This window comes from Pseudomonas arvensis (assembly GCF_056688935.1).
The window spans coordinates 896,830-916,312 of the sequence record NZ_CP162038.1; the positions used below are offsets into that span (position 1 = coordinate 896,830).

Sequence of the window (19,483 nt, forward strand, 5' to 3'; positions counted from 1 at the left end):
GTCACACTTAGTCACGTTCAAGGATCCTGTATGCAGTTGGACCCCGTCAGCGGTTGGTGCGAGGGCATTCGCCATTGCCCGTCCCCCAACTTCAACGAGCGCCCCGCAGGCGAAATCTCACTGTTGGTGGTGCATAACATCAGCCTGCCACCGGCGCAGTTCGCCACGGGCAAGGTGCAGGAATTTTTCCAGAATCGCCTGGATGTCACGGAACATCCCTACTTTGAAGGGATTGCCGACCTACGGGTGTCTGCGCATTTTCTGATTGAGCGCGACGGTGCGGTGACGCAGTTTGTGTCCTGCATCGACCGGGCCTGGCACGCCGGGGTTTCATGTTTCGACGGGCGTGAAGCCTGTAACGACTTTTCTTTGGGGATAGAGCTGGAAGGCACGGATGACCTGCCGTTCACCGACGCCCAGTATGTGTCGCTGATCGGCCTGACTCGTCAGTTGCTGGCGACCTACCCCGGTATTACACCGCAGCGTATCTGTGGTCACAGCGATATCGCCCCGGGGCGTAAGACCGATCCCGGCCCCGCTTTTGATTGGACGCGCTTTCGCAGCGCTCTGCAGGATGGAGGACACGCACGATGAGTTTTCTGGTGTTGGTGCTGGCGGTGTGGATCGAGAAGTTTTCGGCCATGCGCCAGCGATTGCAGCGTGATGGCGGCTGGTTGCGCGAATTGGCCAAGCTGGAATCGAGCCCGCGCCTGGGTAAACAACCTTGGCTGATTCTGGCCCTGCTGGTGCTGCTGCCGGTGGCGTTGCTGGCGTTGCTGCTGCTGGTGCTGGAACCGGTGGCCTATGGTTTGTTGGCGTTGCCGGTGCACCTGCTGGTGGTGATCTACAGCCTGGGCCGTGGCGACCTGTTGGCCGGGCTTGGGCCGTTTCGCGATGCGTGGCGCCGGGGCGATCTGCAAGCCGCCGAACATGTGGCTGAACGCGATCTGAAAATCGGCGCCGACAGCGGTGAGCAACTTCTGGAACGCGTCCAGGGCCATCTGTTATGGCAGGCCTACCAGAGTTTTTTCGCAGTGATTTTCTGGTACTTCCTGTTGGGCCCGGTCGCCGCACTGGCCTATAGGCTGTTGGCCCTGGCCAGTGAACACAGCCAGAACCCACTGGTGGCCGAGCGCGCTGGGCAGTTACGTCACGCATTTGACTGGTTGCCGGTGCGTCTGCTGGCGGCCAGCTTTGCCTTGGTGGGCAACTTCGTTGCGGTCAGCCGTGTGATGCTTCACGAGTTGCTGAACTGGGACATCAGCGCCGCGCAACTGGTGGAGAAAGTCGGCCTGGTCGCCGCCGAAATCCCACCGCCGGTGGTCGGTGCAGACGGCATCAACAGCCTGGATCGCTTGTGGGAGCTGCTGCTGCGTGCGGCGGTGCTGTGGTATGCCGGGTTCGCCATCTGGACCGTGCTGCCTTGACCCCCCGGACAGGAGCGAGTCCTTCGCTCCTGTCGTTAACCTTAAGTTACAAAACTCCCTTTCAAATTGAGCTATACAGACAGAACGCCAAATAGTGGCTTTCTGCCGCCGCCCTGCGCCTCAATAAAAATAAAATAAAAGGGAGTTCACCTGTGAAGAGCTTGCTCTATCCCGCCATCGCGCTGATGAATCGCCTGAGCTTCGGCATGAAGTTCAGCCTGATCAGCGTGTTGTTCCTGCTGCCGATGCTGGCGACCAACTATTACCTGGTGCGTGATTCCTGGCGCGAATTCCAGGGCACCCGTGTCGAACTGCAAAGCCTCGATCTGCTTGGTAGTAGCCTGGCCTTGCGCCGTGATCTGGAAACCCTGAATAACCAAGTGCAGATCAACGCAACCCTTGGTCAGTCCGCTAAGGCCGCAGACCTTGAGGCCAGGATTGGCAGCTTGGAGCAGAGCGTGCTCGCCCGTCTGCAGGGCCTCAACCCGATGGCCACCGAGCCTGAGCAAATCACCGTGTTTGAAGGCAAGCGCGACGAGTTGATCGCGGCCTTCAAGGCCCAGCAACAGGAAACCTCGTTGCTGAGCAAAAGTGCGCTGATCGGCAAGTTGCTCAACAAGGCACAGATACTCAGCCAGATCATCGCCAGCCAATCCGGCTTGAGCCGCGACTCTCAGAGCGATTTACGCCAACTCAGCGAACTGATCACCAGTGTCACGCCCCAAGTCACCCAAGTCTTGGGCGAAGGTCGGGCGATGGGCGCTTATTCCCTGGGCCAGGGCTTCCTCAATTCCTCCTCCAGCACGCGTTTTGACGAGTTGCTGCAACAGCTGGAAAAACTCCAAGCCGAATACGGCTTGAAATTGCACGATGCCCTCGGCTCCAGCACCGCCGCCCACGCCGCCCTGGAGGGGCTGGCGAAGGCCAGTAACGCCAGCCTCAAGCAAGGCAGCGAGCTGTTTGAAGAGCAAGTGGTGATGGCTGAAACACTCGACGCACCCTGGCAGGCTTTCTACGACAGCGTCAGCCAATTGATGGCCCAGACCTATCAGCTCGATGACGCCACCTTGATGTTCCTCGGGCAGCAACTGGAGCAGCGCCTGGCGCAGAATCGCACGCACATGGTGGTACTGGTCTCGGCGCTGACGGCGGTGTTTCTGCTGATCTTCTACCTGTACGCCGGCTTCTACGCCTCGACGCGCACCACCCTGCGCCGCCTGGGGGCGATGATGGACAAGGTGGCGGCCGGCGACATGACCGTCACGTTTGTCGCCCAGAGCCGTGACGAGTTGGGCGATCTCGGCCAGGTGTTCAACGGCACTGTGGCGAAAATCCATGACTTGATCGAACGCGTCGGGCACACCGTCAGCCAGGTCGAACTCCAGGCCGGTCAAGTGGAAACGGTGTCGGCCCGCAGCAATGAGGCGGTCTCTGGCCAGCGCATGCAAATCGAACAGGTCGCCACGGCCATGAACCAGATGTCGGTCACCGCCCAGGAAGTGGCGCGCAGTGCGGCGGCAGCGGTCAGCAGTGCGCACAGCGTCAACGACGAAACCGTCAATGGCCGTGGCCTGGTGCAATCCCAGCAGGGCAGTATTGCGCGGCTGGCTTCGGAGATCGATGCGTCGGTACGGGTGATCAACCAATTGGCCAGCGACAGCCAGGCCATCAGCAGTGTGTTGGAAGTGATCAAAAGCATCGCCGAGCAAACCAACCTGCTGGCGCTCAATGCGGCGATTGAGGCCGCCCGGGCCGGTGAGCAGGGGCGTGGTTTTGCGGTGGTGGCCGATGAGGTACGCACCCTGGCCCGGCGGACCCAGCATTCCACTGAAGAAATCGAACAAATGATCAGCCGTCTGCACGCCGGTGTCGGCGCAGCCGTGAAGGCCATGGGTACCAGCCATGAAATGGCCAGCGGCACCGTGGGCCAATCGGAAAAGGTCCAGCAGGCGCTGGAAAATATCCTCGGTGCCGTCGGCATGATCGTCGACCAGAACCAGCAGATTGCTGCCGCTGTGGAGCAGCAGACCGCCGTCGCCCACGATATCGACCAGAACATTGTCGAAATCAACCGGGCCGGCGAACATGCGGCCCAAGGCGCACATCAGACCGAGGCGGCGAGCCGGCAGCTTTCAGTGCAGGTGATCGAGCTGAAGCAATTGATCGGCGCGTTTCGTGTGTAGGGCGGCGGGGTAGGATTGGTCTCTTGTGGATGTAGTGCCTGTCTGGATTTCCCTGAGTGCCTTTTTTGCTCGCGGGAATGAGTGAGAATTTATTTCACTCATTCATGATCCAGGGGAGGCATGACGATGACCACTGCCATCGGCATCAAAGGGCACTGCGCCCATTGCGATATCACGTTTGAACTCAAGCCTTGGCAGCTCAACGCCATCGCTATCGAAGAACCCTTCGACTGCCCTTACTGTCAGCGGGTGTTGGAGCTGAACTGCCCCCGGCAATTGCGCCACTTCAAGGCGCTGGACCACTGGTCGCTGGTCCGCCCGAGCATGGCGGTGTTGACCAGCATGGTACTGATCGTGGCGTTGGTGACGGAATGGGTGGGGCTGATCAGCGTGATCGGGCAGCTCAACGTGTCACTGGTGGTGCTGTTGGTGCACTTTCTGGTGTTGCGCTACGCCCGGCATCGGCAACGCATGACCCTGAATCTGCAAGCGGTGACACCTGTGCTACCAATTGAACAGCTCGCACGCATTGCGTGTGCTCGCCTCGGCCAGCAATAGCGGGCTGGTGCCCATGCGCTCGGCCAGGGCGGTGCAGATCGCCGGCAGGTGCTCAGGGCTGTTGCGCTGGCCGGGGAACATGGCCGGTGCCATGTCGGGGGCGTCGGTTTCCAGTACCACCGCATCCAGCGGCAGTTGCGTGAGCACCTTGTGCATGCGCAGCGCCTGGGGCCACGTGGCGGCGCCGCCCAGGCCAAGTTTGAAGCCCAGCTTGATGTACTCGCGGGCTTCTTCCCTGCTGCCGGCAAACGCGTGGATGATGCCGCCCCGTGGCAGGCGGATACGCTTGAGGGTCGCGATCACGGCGGCGTGGCTGCGGCGTACGTGCAGCAGGGCCGGAAGCTGGAGGTCCACGGCCAGTTTGAGCTGCGCTTCGAACAGGCTTTGCTGGCGTTCGCGGTCCAGGTGTTCGAGGAAGTAATCCAGGCCGATCTCGCCCACCGCGCACAGTTGCCGATGGCCGTGCAGGCGACTCAGCCAGTCGCCCAGTTCCGTGAGGTCGGCGGGGCGATGGTCATCCAGGTACACCGGGTGCAGGCCGAAGGCCGCGAACAAACCTTCATCTGTCTGCACCAGATCCCACAAGCGCTGCCAATTCTGCTGATAGACCCCCAACACCACCATGCGCTGCACCCCGAGTGAGCGGCTGTGCGCGAGGACTTGCGCGCGATCATTGTCGAAGTCCGCAAAGTCCAGGTGGGTGTGGGTGTCGATCAGCTCCACGTTCAGGCCTCGTGGATTCGCTGTTTGAAGGTCCGGCCGATGGCGTGCACGCCCGGCTGGTACTGTTCTTCTTCAATCGCGGCCAGGGCCAGGCGCAAGGCGGTGTCGGCAATCAGTTGATGTTGCTGGGCCATTGCGTTGACCGGCAGCGGCAGGAAATCCAGCAACTGCGTGTCACCAAAGGTGCCCAGGCGTAGCGGGCGCGACTTGAGCGGGAAGTCATGCAGCGCGTCAAACACACCCTGCAACAGCACGTAGGACGTGGTCACCAGTGCGTCAGGCAAATGCCCCAGTTGTTGCAGAAGTTGCTCCATCAACTGTCGGCCGCAATCACGGCTGAAGGATTCGCCGTGTTCGACGATCACTTCACCCGTGAAGCCTTGCAGCGCTTCACGGAAACCGGCGGCACGCTCCTGGCTGATGCTCAACTCGGGCCGTGCGCCGATCAGCACGATCTGCTTGGGCAGCGGCTGCAACAGGCTGCTGGTCAGTTGCTGGCACGCCTGGCGGTCGTCGCTGACCACGGAGCAGAACTGCTCGGGCTCCATCACCCGGTCGATGGCGATCACCGGCAAGCCCTTGGCTTGCAGCTCGCGGTAACTGTGATCGCTGGCGGGCAGGCAACTGGCCACGAACAACGCATCGCACCGCCGTGCACGGAACAGTTGCAGCAATTGGCGCTCGCTGTCCGCCTCATCGTCGGAACTGGCAATCAGCAACTGATAACCGCGCGCACGGGCGCCCTGTTCCAATAGCTTGGCGATTCGTGCGTAACTGGGGTTTTCCAGGTCGGGCAGGATAAAGCCCAAGGTGCGCGTGTGCCGACTGCGCAGCCCGGCGGCCTGTGGGTTGGGGGTAAATCCATGGGCTTGGACCACGGCACGCACACGCTCGACGGTGGCGCTGCTGATGCGTTGCTGTTCGGCCTTGCCATTGATGACATAGCTGGCGGTGGTCACGGACACACCGGCCAGACGTGCGATATCACTGAGTTTCAAACCGGGATTTCCTTGTTTTTTGGAGCTTGCCCCGACATTTTTTCCAATCGTAACCGATTCCTGGGTACGACCCATGTCCTGGCTCAAGTGCCGAGTGGTCCTTCAAGGATGCACAATTAACGCGTAATCTGCCTTAAATTCTAGATTAAACGTTTCAGCCAGCGTATTTTTACGACGTTCGCTACTGAGTGGCTACTGCCAATTGACCGCTCAGTCAGTAAATTCTGAACACATTTACACTGAATTATTCAAAACAATACCTAGTGCACCCCTTGCACTAACTAGGAGAACGGCATGCTTGAGCTCACCGTAGAGCAGATATCCATGGGCCAAGTGGCTGTGGATAAGTCTGCTGCCTTGCACCTGCTCGCTGACAAACTGGTGGTCGATGGCCTGGTCGCCGAAGGGTATCTCAGCGGCTTGCAAGCCCGTGAAGCCCAAGGCTCGACTTTTCTCGGCCAGGGTATTGCCATCCCCCACGGCACTCCCGAAACCCGCGACCAGGTATTTTCCACCGGCGTGCGCCTGTTGCAGTTCCCCGAAGGGGTGGACTGGGGCGACGGTCAGATCGTGTACCTGGCCATCGGCATTGCCGCCAAATCCGATGAACACCTGCGCCTGCTGCAACTGCTCACCCGCGCCCTCGGTGAAACCGACCTGGGCCAGGCACTGCGCCGTGCCGGCAGCGCCGAAGCGTTGCTAAAACTGCTGCAAGGCGCGCCGCAGGAGCTGGCGCTGGATGCGCAGATGATCAGCCTGGGCGTGTCCGCCGATGACTTTGAAGAGCTGGTCTGGCGAGGCGCACGCCTGCTGCGCCAGGCCGATTGTGTGAGCAATGGTTTCGCCGCTGTATTGCAGCAGGTCGACGCGCTCCCGCTGGGCGATGGCCTGTGGTGGTTGCACAGCGAACAGACGGTCAAGCGTCCCGGCCTGGCGTTTGTCACGCCGGATAAACCTATGCGCTACCTCGGCCAGCCGCTTAACGGCCTGTTCTGCCTGGCCAGCCTGGGCGAAGCCCATCAGGCGTTGCTTGAGCGCCTGTGCGCCTTATTGATCGAAGGCCGCGGCCAGGAATTGGGCCGTGCCACCAGCAGCCGTGCGGTACTCGAAGTGCTGGGCGGTGAACTGCCGCCGGATTGGCCGAGCGCACGCATTACCCTGGCCAACGCCCACGGGCTGCATGCGCGACCGGCGAAGATCCTCGCGCAACTGGCAAAGAGTTTTGAAGGCGACATCCGTGTACGCATCGTCGACGGTCCTGTGGGCGCGGTGTCGGTCAAGAGCCTGAGCAAGTTGCTGAGCCTGGGCGCCCGTCGCGGTCAAGTGCTGGAGTTTGTTGCCGAGCCGAGCATTGCCGGTGATGCGCTGCCCGCGCTGTTGGCGGCGGTGGAAGAGGGCCTGGGAGAAGAGGTCGAGCCGCTGCCGACCGCGAGCGCCCAGCCTGCCATCGTTGAGGCCGAGCCCGCGCTCAGCGCACCGCTGGCCGGCAGCCAGGTCCAGGCCATCGCCGCCGCGCCGGGCATTGCCATTGGCCCTGCGCATGTGCAGATCCAGCAAGTCTTCGATTACCCGTTGCGCGGCGAATCCTCGGCCATTGAGCGCCAGCGCCTGCAAGAGGCACTCGGTGAAGTACGCCGCGATATCCAGGGCCTGATCGAGCGCAGCCAAGCCAAGGCGATTCGCGAGATTTTCATCACCCACCAGGAAATGCTCGACGACCCGGAACTGACCGACGAAGTCGACACCCGCCTCAAACAAGGCGAAAGCGCCGAAGCCGCGTGGATGAGCGTGATCGAAGCCGCCGCCAGGCAGCAGGAGTCTTTGCAGGATGCTCTGCTCGCCGAGCGCGCCGCCGACCTGCGAGACATTGGTCGGCGGGTGCTGGCCCAACTGTGCGGCGTCGAAACCGCCCAGGAGCCAAGCGAGCCCTACATTCTGGTGATGGATGAAGTCGGCCCGTCCGATGTTGCCCGCCTGGACCCGGCCCGCGTCGCCGGCATCCTCACCGCCCGTGGTGGCGCCACGGCCCACAGCGCTATCGTCGCCCGTGCCCTCGGCATCCCCGCGTTGGTCGGTGCCGGTCCGGCCGTGTTGCTGCTGGCCTCCGGCACGCCATTGTTGCTCGATGGCCAGCGCGGTCGCCTGCATGTGGACGCCGACGCCGCCACCTTGCAACGCGCCACCGTCGAGCGCGACACCCGCGAACAGCGCCTGCAAGCCGCCTCGGCCCAGCGCCATGAACCGGCGGTCACCCGTGACGGCCACGCCGTGGAAGTGTTTGCCAACATCGGCGAGAGCGCGGGTGTCGCCAAAGCGGTCGAGCAGGGCGCCGAAGGCATTGGCCTGCTGCGTACCGAGCTGATTTTCATGGCCCACCCGCAAGCGCCGGACGAAGCCACCCAGGAAGCCGAATACCGCCGCGTCCTCGACGGCCTCGACGGGCGCCCGCTGGTGGTGCGCACCCTCGACGTAGGCGGCGACAAACCGTTGCCTTACTGGCCGATTGCCGAGGAAGAAAACCCTTTCCTCGGTGTGCGCGGCATTCGCCTCACCCTGCAACGCCCGCAGATCATGGAAGCGCAATTGCGCGCCCTGTTGCGCTCGGCGGATAACCGTCCGCTGCGCATCATGTTTCCCATGGTCGGCAGCGTGGATGAATGGCGCGCCGCCCGTGACATGACCGAGCGCCTGCGCCTGGAAATCCCGGTGGCCGACCTGCAACTGGGCATCATGATCGAAGTGCCGTCGGCTGCGCTGTTGGCGCCGGTGCTGGCCAAAGAGGTCGACTTCTTCAGCGTCGGCACCAACGACCTGACCCAGTACACCCTGGCCATCGACCGTGGCCACCCGACCTTGTCGGCCCAGGCCGATGGCCTGCACCCGGCAGTGTTGCAACTGATCGGCATCACCGTGCGTGCGGCCCACGCCCATGGCAAATGGGTCGGCGTGTGCGGCGAACTGGCGGCAGACCCGCTGGCGGTGCCGGTGCTGATCGGGTTGGGTGTGGATGAGTTGAGCGTGTCGGCCCGCAGCATTCCCGAAGTGAAGGCGCGGGTGCGTGAATTCAGTCTGAGCGAGGCCCAGGGCCTGGCGCAAAAGGCACTGGCGGTGGGGTCTCCCGCCGAAGTGCGTGCCCTAGTGGAGGCCGTGTAAATGGCAAGGATTCTAAGCCTGACGCTCAACCCGGCGTTGGACCTTACGGTGCGCCTGGCGCGCCTGGAACCGGGTGAAGTCAATCGCAGCGACGCCATGCTCACCCATGCCGCCGGCAAGGGCGTGAATGTGGCGCAGGTGTTGGCGGATCTTGGGCATCAGGTGACCGTTGGCGGATTTCTGGGGGAGGGCAATCCTCAGGCATTTGAGGCGCTGATCGTGCGCCGTGGTTTTGCCGACGCGTTTATCCGCGTGCCTGGCGAAACCCGCAGCAATATCAAGATTGCCGAGCAGGACGGCCGGGTCACCGACATCAACGCGCCGGGGCCGTGGGTCAGTGAACAGGCGCAACAGGCGCTCCTCGATCAACTCACGCGGATCGCCCCCGGGCATGACGCGGTGGTGGTCGCTGGCAGCTTGCCCCGTGGCGTCAGCCCGCAGTGGTTGCAGGATTTGTTGGTGCAACTGAAGAAGCTCGGTTTGAAAGTCGCCCTGGACACCAGCGGCGAAGCGTTGCGTGCCGGATTGCAGGCGGGCCCGTGGTTGGTCAAACCCAACACCGAAGAGCTGGCCGATGCCCTGGCGAATGCCACGGATGCCGTCAGCCAACTGCATCAACAGGGTGTGGAACATGTGGTGGTCTCCGACGGCGCCGCAGGCGTGAGCTGGTACAGCTCGGGCGTGACACTGCATGCGACGCCGCCCAAGGTCACCGTGGCCAGCACCGTCGGCGCCGGCGATTCGCTGCTGGCCGGCATGCTCCACGGTCTGCTCAGCGGCGAAGCGCCCGAGCAGACCTTGCGCCGTGCCACTGCAATTGCCGCGATGGCGGTGACGCAAATCGGTTTTGGCATCAGCGATGACGCGCAGTTGGCGCACCTCGAAAGCGGCGTTGTTGTGCGCCCGCTGACAGAACAATAAGAGGGTTTGTGATGAAGTTAGCCATTGTTACTGCCTGCCCGAACGGCATGGTCACCAGTGTGCTGTGCGCCCGCTTGCTGGACGCCGCCGCGCAACGCCAAGGTTGGAGCACCAGCGTCGAAGTCGTCGACGTACAGCATCCGGAACGCGCACTGTCCCAAGCGACAATCGACGCCGCCGAATGGGTGTTGCTGGTCAGCAGCACCCCGGTGGATATGCAACGCTTTGTCGGCAAGCGCGTGTTCCAGAGCACCCCGGCCCAAGCGCTGGCGGATGTCGAAGCAGTGTTGCGCCGTGGCGCTGAAGAGGCCGAGGTGCAGGTCGCCAGCCAAGCGCCAGCGGTGTCGAAACAGGCCCCGCGTATCGTCGCGGTGACCGCGTGCCCCACGGGCGTGGCCCACACCTTCATGGCCGCCGAAGCCTTGCAGCAGACGGCCAAGCGCCTGGGTTATGACTTGCAGGTCGAGACTCAAGGTTCAGTTGGCGCACGTACGCCATTGAGCCCGGAGGCCATCGCCAACGCCGACGTGGTGTTGCTCGCGGCAGACATCGAAGTCGCCACCGAGCGCTTCGCCGGCAAGAAGATCTATCGCTGCGGCACCGGCATTGCCCTCAAGCAATCCGAAGCGACCCTCAACAAGGCCTTGGCCGAAGGCGCCGTCGAAAGCACAGGCACCGCGACGGTGGCCAAGAAAGAAAAAACCGGCGTGTACAAACACCTGCTCACCGGGGTGTCGTTCATGTTGCCGATGGTGGTGGCGGGCGGGTTGTTGATCGCCTTGTCGTTTGCCTTCGGCATTCACGCGTTCGAACAGGAAGGCACCTTGGCGGCCGCGCTGAAAACCGTCGGCAACAGCGCCTTTATGTTGATGGTGCCGCTGCTGGCAGGTTACATCGCGTACTCGATTGCCGACCGCCCAGGCATTGCGCCGGGCATGATCGGCGGCCTGTTGGCCGGCACCTTGGGGGCGGGTTTTATCGGTGGCATCCTGGCCGGTTTCCTGGCGGGCTACTGCGTCAAACTGATCACCCGTGCCGTGCAATTGCCGCAAAGCATGGAGGCGCTCAAGCCGATCCTGATCATCCCATTGCTGGCCAGCCTGATTACCGGCCTGGCGATGATCTACCTGGTCGGCCCGCCTGTCGCGCGCATGCTGACCAGCCTGACCGACTTTCTCAGCACCATGGGCACCACCAACGCGGTGCTGCTGGGCATCCTGCTGGGCGGCATGATGTGTGTGGATCTGGGCGGGCCGATCAACAAGGCGGCCTATGCGTTTTCGGTGGGTTTGCTGGCCGCGTCCAGCGGCGCGCCGATGGCGGCGACCATGGCCGCCGGCATGGTGCCGCCGATTGGCATGGGCATCGCAACGTTCCTGGCGCGGCGCAAATTTGCCCAGACCGAGCGCGAAGCCGGCAAGGCTGCGATGATCCTCGGCCTGTGCTTTATCTCTGAAGGCGCGATCCCGTTCGCGGCCAAAGACCCACTGCGGGTGATCCCGGCCGCTATCGCCGGTGGCGCGTTGACGGGCGCCCTGTCCATGTACTTCGGCTGCAAACTCGCCGCGCCCCATGGCGGGCTGTTCGTGCTGGTGATTCCGGGTGCGATCAACCACGCGCTGTTGTACCTGTTGGCCATCGTCGCCGGTAGCCTGTTGACCGGTCTGGTATATGCCGTGATCAAGCGTCCCGAAACCGTGGAGCTGGCTGTCGCACCGGTGTCATAAGTGCGTGCTTAAGTGGCCCTTTTGATACTCAAGAGGGCACCTGCATGAGCCATTTCGATCTGGGCCGTCGCCGTGTGATGCAAGTCGTCGGCGCCGGCCTTTTGCTGCCGGGCCTGGCGCCGGCGGTGATTGCTTCGGTCAAGGACCGGCCGCAACTCACCGACGGCGTGCAGTCCGGCGACCTGCTCGGCGATCGCGCCATGATCTGGAGCCGCAGCGACCGCCCGGCGCGGATGGTGGTGGAGTGGGACACCCGCAGCGTGTTCAGCAACCCACGCCGATTCGTCTCGCCTTTGGTCGACAACCGTAGCGACTTCACCGCCCGCGTCGAACTCACCGGGCTGCCCGCCGACCAGGCGGTTTTCTACCGTGTGCACTTCGAAGACGCCCAGACCGGCATCGCCAGTGAGCCGTGGTTCGGCCACCTGCGCAGCGTGCCGCAGCAGCGCCGTGACATTCGCTTTGTGTGGAGCGGCGACACCGTCGGCCAAGGCTTCGGCATCAACCCGGACATCGGCGGCATGCGCATCTACGAGGCCATGCGCCTGCGCCTGCCGGACTTTTTTATCCACAGCGGCGACACCATCTACGCTGACGGCCCGGTGCCGGCGCAACTGGCGACTGAAGGCGGGCGCATCTGGCGCAATATCACCACCGAAGCCAAGAGCAAAGTCGCCGAAACCCTCGATGAGTATCGCGGCAATTACCGCTACAACCTGCTGGACGAAAACGTGCGCCGCTTCAATGCCGAAGTGCCGCAGATCTGGCAGTGGGACGACCACGAGGTGGTGAACAACTGGTCGCCCAGCAAGCAGCTCGACGAGCGTTACCAGACCAAGGACATCAACACGCTGGTGGGTCGTGCGCGCCAAGCCTGGCTCGAATATTCACCGATGCGCCGCCAAAGCGCAGACGGCGGCGGGCGGATTTATCGCAAGCTCAGCTACGGCCCGCTGCTGGATGTGTTTGTGCTGGATATGCGCAGCTATCGCAGCGGCAACGATGACAATCTGGGCGGCGCCAAGCCCTTCCTCGGTCGTGAGCAACTGGACTGGCTCAAGCGCGAACTCAAGGCCTCGAAGGCGCAATGGAAAGTGATCGCCGCCGACATGCCGATTGGCCTGGGTGTGCCCGACGGTGAAGTCAGCCCCGGCGTGCCGCGCTGGGAAGCGATCGCCAATGGCGACCCCGGCTCGGCGCAAGGGCGCGAGCTGGAAATCGCCGAACTGTTGGCATTCCTGCGTGCGCAGAAGGTGCGTAACCACGTATGGCTGACGGCGGATGTGCACTACTGCGCAGCGCATCACTACCACCCGGATCGGGCGGCGTTCCAGGATTTTGAGCCGTTCTGGGAGTTCGTTGCCGGGCCGCTGAATGCGGGGAGTTTCGGGCCTAATCCGCTGGATAAAACCTTTGGGCCAGAGGTGGTCTTCGAGAAGGCGCCGCCGGCGCAGAACACCTCGCCGTTTGCCGGGTTTCAGTTTTTTGGCGAGGTGAATATCGATGGGCAGACGACAGAGTTGACGGTGATATTGCGCGACCTGGATGGCGTCTCGGTGTTCGAGCAAAAACTACAACCAGTCTAATCATTTGGTATGCGGTCCAAATGTGGGAGGGGGCTTGCCCCCGATAGCGGTGGGGCAGTCACAGATGTGTTAGCTGACACCCCCTCATCGGGGCATAGGTATTGAATGTATGGCAACTGGGCTGTTGTGGTGAGCGGGCTTGTCCCGCGCTGGGCTGCGAAGCAGCCCCAATAAGGTCACCGCAGAGTGCCAGAATCAATCGAGGTGGACGTTTTGGGGCCGCTTCGCAGCCCAGCGCGGGGCAAGCCCGCTCACCACAAAAGCCCGCTCTCCACAGAGTTATGTATAAGCCTTTGAGAGTTGTGTTGAGACCCATGCTCATCGGGGGCAAGCCCTCTCTCACATAGGTCGCCTCAGTAGACATCCCGGCGATAGCGGCCTTGTTCGATCAAGCGATCCACCGCCTCGCTGCCCAGCACGTCGTGCAGCACCTGATCCACCCCCGCCGCCATCCCCTGCAAGCTCCCGCACACATAAATCGCCGCGCCGTCTGCGAGCCATTTACGCAGCACATCGGCCGATTCACGCAGGCGGTCCTGCACGTAGATCTTCTCTTCCTGATCCCGCGAAAATGCCAGGTCCAGCAAGGCCAGATCACCGCTGGCCAGCCAGCCTTGCAGCTCGTCCTGGCACAGGTAGTCGTGGGCGATATTGCGTTCGCCGAACAACAGCCAATTGCGCTGCTGGCCATCGGCAATCCGCGCTTTGAGCAAGCTGCGCAGGCCCGCGAGGCCGGTGCCGTTGCCCAGCAGGATCAATGGCACAGGCGCTTGCGGCAGGTGGAAGGCGCTGTTGCGACGCAGCCGCAGGCTGATGCCTGCGCCCAAGGCCGCGTGTTCGGTGAGCCAACCCGAGCCCAGGCCCAGGCTGCCATCGGGGTGGCGTTCCTGGCGCACGATCAACTCCAGCACGCCGTCGCTGGCAACCGAGGCGATGGAGTATTCGCGCATGCCCAAGGGCGCCAGTGCGTCCACCAATGCCTGGGCATGCATGCCCACCAGATGGGCGCGGTTTTCCGGCAGTTGGCGAGTCGCCAGGGCTTGGTTGAGGGGCGTGGCCAAACCGTCGATCAACACGCCGTCGGTGCCGGTCAGGCCCAGGCCGCTCAGGAAGTGCTCGATGGCCCATGGGCAATTGCGGGGCAACACTTCCGCCAGGTCGCCGGCTTGCCAGGTGTGTGGCGAAGCCGGGGTGAGGCCGAGCAGGTAAACGTTCGAGCCTGCGCTGTTGCGGTTGAGCAGGTGGCGCTGGCTGAGCGTCCAGGTTTCGTACTGGGCGGTAGGCCATGCCGCGGCCGGTGCCTGACCGGTCAACTGCCCAAGCTGTTGTTGCCAATGCAGCAGCGCGGCCGTGTCGCCGCTGTCCACTTCCACCGGAGCAAACAGTGGGTTGCCGCCCTGGTTGGTCAGCCAGAAATGCAGGCGCCGGGCAAAGCCGCAGAAGTGTTCGTATTGACGATCACCCAGGGCCAGCACCGAGTAATTCAGGCCCTTGAGGGACAGGTCCTGGCCGAGCACTGCGCGTTCAAAGCCACGGGCGCTGTCGGGGGCTTCGCCGTCGCCGAAAGTGCTGACCACAAACAGCGCATTTTCTGACTGGAGCAAATCGTCCTGGCTGACGCTACCCAAGGACTGCACCTTCACCGGCAGGCCGGCCGCCTGCAATTGCCCGGCGGTCTGCCAAGCCAGTTGCTCGGCAAAACCGCTCTGGCTGGCAAAGCCGATCAGCCAGGCCGGGGTATTGCTGTGGTTGGCGCCGAGGCTTTTACGGGCGTCGCGCACCTGGCGTTTTTTGCGGCGACGGTCCAGGTACAGCAACCAGCCAGTGATGAAGAACAGCGGCATCAGCAATGAGCTGACAGTGAGGATGATCCGCCCGGCGAGGCCGAAGTAACTGCCGGTGTGCAGCGCGTAGAGGCTGGTCAGTAGCTGCGCCTTGAAGCTCTTGCTCGCGTATTGATCATGGGATTTGACCTCGCCGGTAGCCGGGTCCAGGTTGATCTGGTTCAGGGCGCGGTCATGGGGTGAGTCTTTCAACAGGTAGTAGACGGTCGCCGGTTGCCCGGCGACGGCCGGCATGCGGATGTTGTAGGCGCTCAACCCCGGGCCTGCGTTGCTGTAGATGCTGCTCCAGATCGCGTCATAGTTGGCCACCAGCGCCGGGCCTGCCGGCGGCGGGCCGCGCTTGCGCATGCGTTCATTTTGCGGCGCGTCGGACAGCAGTTTGGTCAAGCCCTGACTGTACCAGTCATATGACCAGGACAGCCCGGTCAGCGCCGCCAACAAGTAAGCCAGCAGGCACCAGGTGCCAAACACCGAGTGCAGGTCCCAGTTGAAACTGCGGCCCTTTTTGCGCCAGTCCAGGGTCAGCCACACACGCCAACTTGCCACCTGGCGCGGCCAGCGCAGGTACAAACCGGAGAGGCAGAAAAACACCAGGATCAGCGTGCACGCGCCGGTGATGTTGCGCCCGGTTTCGCCCATGGCGAGGAAGCGGTGCAGTTGCAGGATAAAGCCGAAAAAGTCCTGGCCGACCACATCGCCCATGTAAGCGCCGGTATAGGGATCGAAGTAGCGCAGTTGGCCGCGTCGCTCACCCGGCGGCGGGGTGAAGAACACCCGTGCGGCATTGCCGCTTTCGCTTTCCACGAACAGCATGGCGACGGTCTTGCCTTCGCAGGCTTCGAGCTTGCGCACCAGTTCGGCGGGCGGCAGCACACCGGCTTCGCGTTTTTCAACGCTCAGTACGTTGGGGTTGAGTGCCCGCAGTAGTTCATCCTGAAACGAGACCGCAGCCCCGGTGATCCCCATCAAGGCCAGCACCAGCCCGGCAGTGATGCCGAAGAACCAGTGCAACTGGAACAGGGTTTTCTTCAACACGTCTGACCGCCTCGTCTATCTGGGTATGTAGGGCACGGCGCGCATTATGCCGTGGCTTTTCGAGAAACATTCTGTTTTACACGCAAAAGCCCCACGCATCCGATGCGTGGGGCTTTGTGCTACGTGAAGCGGTGTCTAGAAGTGGAAGCTAGTGGACACCAGCGCCGTGCGCCCAGCCGCCTGGTTGGCGAAGTGCGTTGAGAACGCTTTGTCGTAGTAGGTCTTGTCCGTGAGGTTTTGCACGTTCAATTGCAGGTCGATGTTTTTGGTCAGCTTGTAGCTGGCCATGGCGTCGTAGCGGGTATAGGACGGCACGTAGACCGTGTTACCCACATCGCCGTAGACGTCATCGACGTAGAACGCGCCGCCGCCGATGGTCAGCTTGGGTGTGATGGCGTAGGTGGTCCACAGGCTGAAGCTGTTCTTCGGCGTGTTGGGCATCTGGTTGCCTTCGTTGGAACCGGCGCTGATGACACCGTTGCGCCCGTTACGGCCCGCTTTGACCAGCTCGCTGTCCAGGTAGCTGTAGCCCGCGAACACTTGCCACTGATCAGTGATTTTGCCGCTGGCGGACAACTCGATACCGTCTACCTGGGATTCACCGGCGTTCTGGTAGGTGAGGGCGTCCACCAGGATGCGCGTGTTTTTCTTCTCGGTACGGAACACTGCAGCGGTCAGCGAGAGGCGGTCGTGGAACAGATCCCACTTGGTGCCCAGTTCGTAGTTGACGGTTTCTTCCGGTTGCAGATCGCTGCTGGCCGCGCCAGCGGACAGCGGGTTGCCATCGGAGCCTTCGCCGACCAGGCCGCCGGCGGGGGTTGCCGAGGTGGCGTACGAGGCATAGACGCTGGCGTTTTCCACCGGCTTCCAGACCAGGCCGGCCTGCCAGTTGAAGAACTGACTGTCATCCTTGATCTTGCTCCGCGCCTTCACGGTCGCGCTAGGGACGGCGTTGGTGTTGGCTTCGGTGTCAAAGGTGTCGTAGCGCAGGCCAACGTTCAGCAGCCATTTCGGGTCCAGTTCGATGGTGTCGAACACATAGGCGGCGCGGCTGGTGGCCTTGGTATTGGTGCCGTTGTAGTTGCGCGCGATGCTGCCGTTCCAGGCGTCATCCGGGTTCGGGTTGCTCAGCGAGGTGCACTGGCCGCCTTGGCTGCCGCCGGCCACGGTGCAGCCGCCGGTGGGGTTGGCGTTCGGGCTGATGGTGTAGCTGCTCACGCGGGTTTCTTCACCCGTGAATTCCAGGCCGGTGGAGTAGCTGTGCTTGAAGCCCAGTGCCTGGAAACTGCCAAACAGATCGGTCTGGTTGGTGGTCGTCGTCGTTGTGGAGACGCGGCTGTTGGCGCGACGCCATACGGTGCCGAAACGGTTGACGTTGAGCTTGCTGTCATCCGGCTGGGTCAGGATGTAGTCCTGTCCGGTGCTGCCATGACGCAGGGTGTTTTTCAGCGTCATGCTGTCGTTCAGGTCGTGCTCGATGGAGACGGTGCTGATATCGGCGCGGGTCTTGCGGAAATCCCGATCTTTAAGGCCGTAGAAGTTGTTGCTGTCGCCGCCGTCATTGGGTTTGTCGTGCCCGTGGGTGGTGGCGGTCGACGAGCTGTAGCCGTAGGGAATGCCCGAGTCCGGGAGGTCGTTGCTTTCCATGTGGTAGTAGCTGAGGTTGACGCGGGTCGGGGTGCCCAGGCCAAAGGTCAGCGATGGCGCCACGCCCCAACGGTCGTAATTGACGGCGTCACGGCCGGCCACGTTCTGCTCGTGGGTCATGAGGTTCAGGCGGAACGCGGCGCTGTCGTCGAGGAACTGGCGGTTCACGTCGAGCACGTAGCGACGGGTCTGGTCTGAACCGTAGGTGAAGCCGCCGTTGGTGAAGTCTCGGGCTTGCGGCGTCTTGCTCACCAGGTTGAGGCTGCCACCGGCCGAACCGCGACCGCCGAACGAGGAGTTCGGGCCTTTGCTGACTTCGATGGACTCGATGTCGAAAATCTCACGACTCTGGCCGCCAGTGTCGCGCACGCCGTCCAGGTAAGTGTCGCCCTGGGCGTCGAAACCCCGGATGAACGGTCGGTCGCCCTGGGGGTTGCCGCCTTCGCCAGCGCCGAAGGTAATCCCCGGTACGGTGCGCAGGGCATCCTGCAACGAGGTAGCGGCGGTGTCTTTGAGCACTTGTTGCGGCACGACGGTGACCGAGCGCGGCGTGTCCACCAGCGGCGCGGTGTATTTCTGCGAAGAGGCTTTTTCGACTTGGTAGGACGTGGCGTCCTGTTCTTCCCCAGTGATGCTGGTGGCACCCAGGGAGATGCTGTCGCGCTGGCCTTTCTGTTCGGTGTCTTCGGCCGCTTGCGCCAGATGGGCGACGGAGCTGGCACCGAGGGCCACGCCGATGGCCGAGGCCAGCAAACGCGGTGAACTGGCAGATGTTTTTATAATGGTGCGCGACATGACGTGTCCTTTCCCCAAGGATGTGAGGCCGCGGAATATAGGGTTAACAAGACTTCATATCAATTGCGATACATTGCTAATTGCACTGAATTTACATTCTTTACACTTTTTGCTTACGGTTTTTACGAACTCGTCCGTCACGGCGTTTTACAGGTCGGATAAGAATCAATACCATTAGCGCCTCCTTGCCTACAGGTATTGCCTCATGTTGCTGCACATTCCCGGCCTGTTCTCTCGCGAGGAAGTGCAGCGCATCCGCCAAGCCCTGGAAGACGCCGATTGGGCCGACGGCAAAATCACCGCCGGGCATCAATCCGCCAAAGCCAAACACAATCTGCAATTGCCCGAAGGCCACCCGTTGGCCAAGGAAATCGGTGCGGCGATGCTCGAACGCTTGTGGCAGAACCCGCTGTTTATGTCAGCGGCGTTACCCCACAAGGTGTTCCCGCCGTTGCTCAACTGCTATACCGCAGGCGGCAGTTTCGACTTCCATATCGACAACGCCGTGCGCCAGCCCAAAGGCAGCCACGAACGGGTGCGTACGGACCTGTCGTCCACCCTGTTCTTCAGCGATCCGGATGAGTACGACGGCGGCGAACTGGAGATCCAGGACACCTTTGGCGTGCAGCGGGTCAAGTTGCCCGCCGGCGACATGGTGCTGTACCCCGGCTCCAGCCTGCACAAAGTCAACGCCGTGACCCGTGGCGCGCGTTATGCCTCATTCTTCTGGACCCAAAGCCTGGTGCGCGAAGACAGCCAGCGCACCTTGCTGTTCGAGATGGACGGCGCGATCCAGCAACTGACCACGGATGTACCCGACCACCCCGCGTTGATCCAGCTCACCGGCACTTACCACAACCTGTTGCGTCGCTGGGTCGAGGTCTGA

The 19,483-nt window shown here is 62.5% G+C and carries 13 protein-coding genes; 9 read left to right on the forward strand and 4 right to left on the reverse strand.

Going from position 1 to position 19,483, the window contains the following annotated elements:
- Positions 1-30: 30 nt before the first annotated feature.
- The 4 genes from ampD to AB3G88_RS04075 all read left to right on the forward strand — a co-directional run bounded on the left by ampD (position 31) and on the right by AB3G88_RS04075 (position 4,168).
- A complete protein-coding gene (ampD, locus tag AB3G88_RS04060; protein ID WP_400528329.1) occupies positions 31-594 on the forward strand; it encodes a 1,6-anhydro-N-acetylmuramyl-L-alanine amidase AmpD in 564 nt (187 codons plus the stop codon).
- Entirely contained in the window at positions 591-1,427 is an 837-nt protein-coding gene (gene ampE / locus AB3G88_RS04065; RefSeq protein WP_099587056.1) for a regulatory signaling modulator protein AmpE, read from the forward strand. The genes ampD and ampE overlap by 4 nt, the downstream gene beginning before the upstream one ends.
- A gap of 152 nt (positions 1,428-1,579) precedes the next feature.
- Positions 1,580-3,610, forward strand: coding sequence for a methyl-accepting chemotaxis protein (locus tag AB3G88_RS04070; protein ID WP_480453338.1), 2,031 nt, complete (start codon positions 1,580-1,582; stop codon positions 3,608-3,610).
- 126 nt (positions 3,611-3,736) lie between these two features.
- Complete coding sequence (locus tag AB3G88_RS04075) at positions 3,737-4,168, forward strand: hypothetical protein (protein ID WP_480453340.1); 432 nt, start codon at positions 3,737-3,739, stop codon at positions 4,166-4,168.
- On the opposite strand, the gene AB3G88_RS04080 is transcribed toward AB3G88_RS04075, so the two are convergent.
- Both AB3G88_RS04080 and cra read right to left on the reverse strand, forming a co-directional pair.
- Positions 4,115-4,891, reverse strand: coding sequence for a TatD family hydrolase (locus AB3G88_RS04080; RefSeq protein ID WP_480453342.1), 777 nt, complete (start codon positions 4,889-4,891; stop codon positions 4,115-4,117). The genes AB3G88_RS04075 and AB3G88_RS04080 overlap by 54 nt on opposite strands.
- A gap of 2 nt (positions 4,892-4,893) precedes the next feature.
- The gene (cra, locus tag AB3G88_RS04085; protein ID WP_158878388.1) at positions 4,894-5,889 is read right to left on the reverse strand and encodes a catabolite repressor/activator; all 996 of its coding nucleotides are present in this window, start codon (positions 5,887-5,889) and stop codon (positions 4,894-4,896) included.
- Positions 5,890-6,183: 294 nt separating this feature from the next.
- On the opposite strand from cra, the gene ptsP reads away from it, so the two are divergent.
- Genes ptsP through AB3G88_RS04105 form a run of 4 tightly spaced genes read left to right on the forward strand, consistent with a single transcriptional unit; the run spans position 6,184 to position 13,276 of the window.
- Positions 6,184-9,042: a phosphoenolpyruvate--protein phosphotransferase gene (ptsP, locus tag AB3G88_RS04090; RefSeq protein ID WP_480453345.1), complete on the forward strand. Its 2,859-nt coding sequence runs from the start codon at positions 6,184-6,186 to the stop codon at positions 9,040-9,042.
- The gene (gene pfkB, locus AB3G88_RS04095; RefSeq protein WP_099587061.1) at positions 9,043-9,963 is read left to right on the forward strand and encodes a 1-phosphofructokinase; all 921 of its coding nucleotides are present in this window, start codon (positions 9,043-9,045) and stop codon (positions 9,961-9,963) included.
- A gap of 11 nt (positions 9,964-9,974) precedes the next feature.
- On the forward strand, positions 9,975-11,690 hold the full coding sequence (locus tag AB3G88_RS04100; protein ID WP_099587062.1) for a PTS fructose-like transporter subunit IIB: 1,716 nt from the start codon (positions 9,975-9,977) through the stop codon (positions 11,688-11,690).
- Between the two features lie 44 nt (positions 11,691-11,734).
- Positions 11,735-13,276, forward strand: a complete 1,542-nt coding sequence (locus AB3G88_RS04105; RefSeq protein WP_480453348.1) for an alkaline phosphatase D family protein — start codon at positions 11,735-11,737, stop codon at positions 13,274-13,276.
- Between the two features lie 353 nt (positions 13,277-13,629).
- Here AB3G88_RS04105 and AB3G88_RS04110 read toward each other — a convergent pair whose 3' ends face one another.
- On the reverse strand, positions 13,630-16,155 hold the full coding sequence (locus AB3G88_RS04110; protein WP_480453351.1) for a PepSY domain-containing protein: 2,526 nt from the start codon (positions 16,153-16,155) through the stop codon (positions 13,630-13,632).
- Between the two features lie 135 nt (positions 16,156-16,290).
- Positions 16,291-18,597: a TonB-dependent receptor gene (locus AB3G88_RS04115; protein ID WP_099587065.1), complete on the reverse strand. Its 2,307-nt coding sequence runs from the start codon at positions 18,595-18,597 to the stop codon at positions 16,291-16,293.
- 205 nt (positions 18,598-18,802) lie between these two features.
- Here AB3G88_RS04115 and AB3G88_RS04120 point away from each other — a divergent pair, with 205 nt between their 5' ends.
- A complete protein-coding gene (locus AB3G88_RS04120; protein ID WP_191959535.1) occupies positions 18,803-19,483 on the forward strand; it encodes a Fe2+-dependent dioxygenase in 681 nt (226 codons plus the stop codon).

What these genes read in the sequence shown, in the direction of transcription:
- ampD (WP_400528329.1), top strand. Translation starts at nt 31, where the DNA reads ATGCAGTTGGACCCCGTCAGCGGTTGGTGCGAGGGCATTCGCCATTGC.
- ampE (WP_099587056.1), top strand. Translation starts at nt 591, where the DNA reads ATGAGTTTTCTGGTGTTGGTGCTGGCGGTGTGGATCGAGAAGTTTTCG.
- AB3G88_RS04075 (WP_480453340.1), top strand. Translation starts at nt 3,737, where the DNA reads ATGACCACTGCCATCGGCATCAAAGGGCACTGCGCCCATTGCGATATC.
- ptsP (WP_480453345.1), top strand. Translation starts at nt 6,184, where the DNA reads ATGCTTGAGCTCACCGTAGAGCAGATATCCATGGGCCAAGTGGCTGTG.
- pfkB (WP_099587061.1), top strand. Translation starts at nt 9,043, where the DNA reads ATGGCAAGGATTCTAAGCCTGACGCTCAACCCGGCGTTGGACCTTACG.
- AB3G88_RS04100 (WP_099587062.1), top strand. Translation starts at nt 9,975, where the DNA reads ATGAAGTTAGCCATTGTTACTGCCTGCCCGAACGGCATGGTCACCAGT.
- AB3G88_RS04105 (WP_480453348.1), top strand. Translation starts at nt 11,735, where the DNA reads ATGAGCCATTTCGATCTGGGCCGTCGCCGTGTGATGCAAGTCGTCGGC.
- AB3G88_RS04115 (WP_099587065.1), bottom strand. Translation starts at nt 18,597, where the DNA reads ATGTCGCGCACCATTATAAAAACATCTGCCAGTTCACCGCGTTTGCTG.
- AB3G88_RS04120 (WP_191959535.1), top strand. Translation starts at nt 18,803, where the DNA reads ATGTTGCTGCACATTCCCGGCCTGTTCTCTCGCGAGGAAGTGCAGCGC.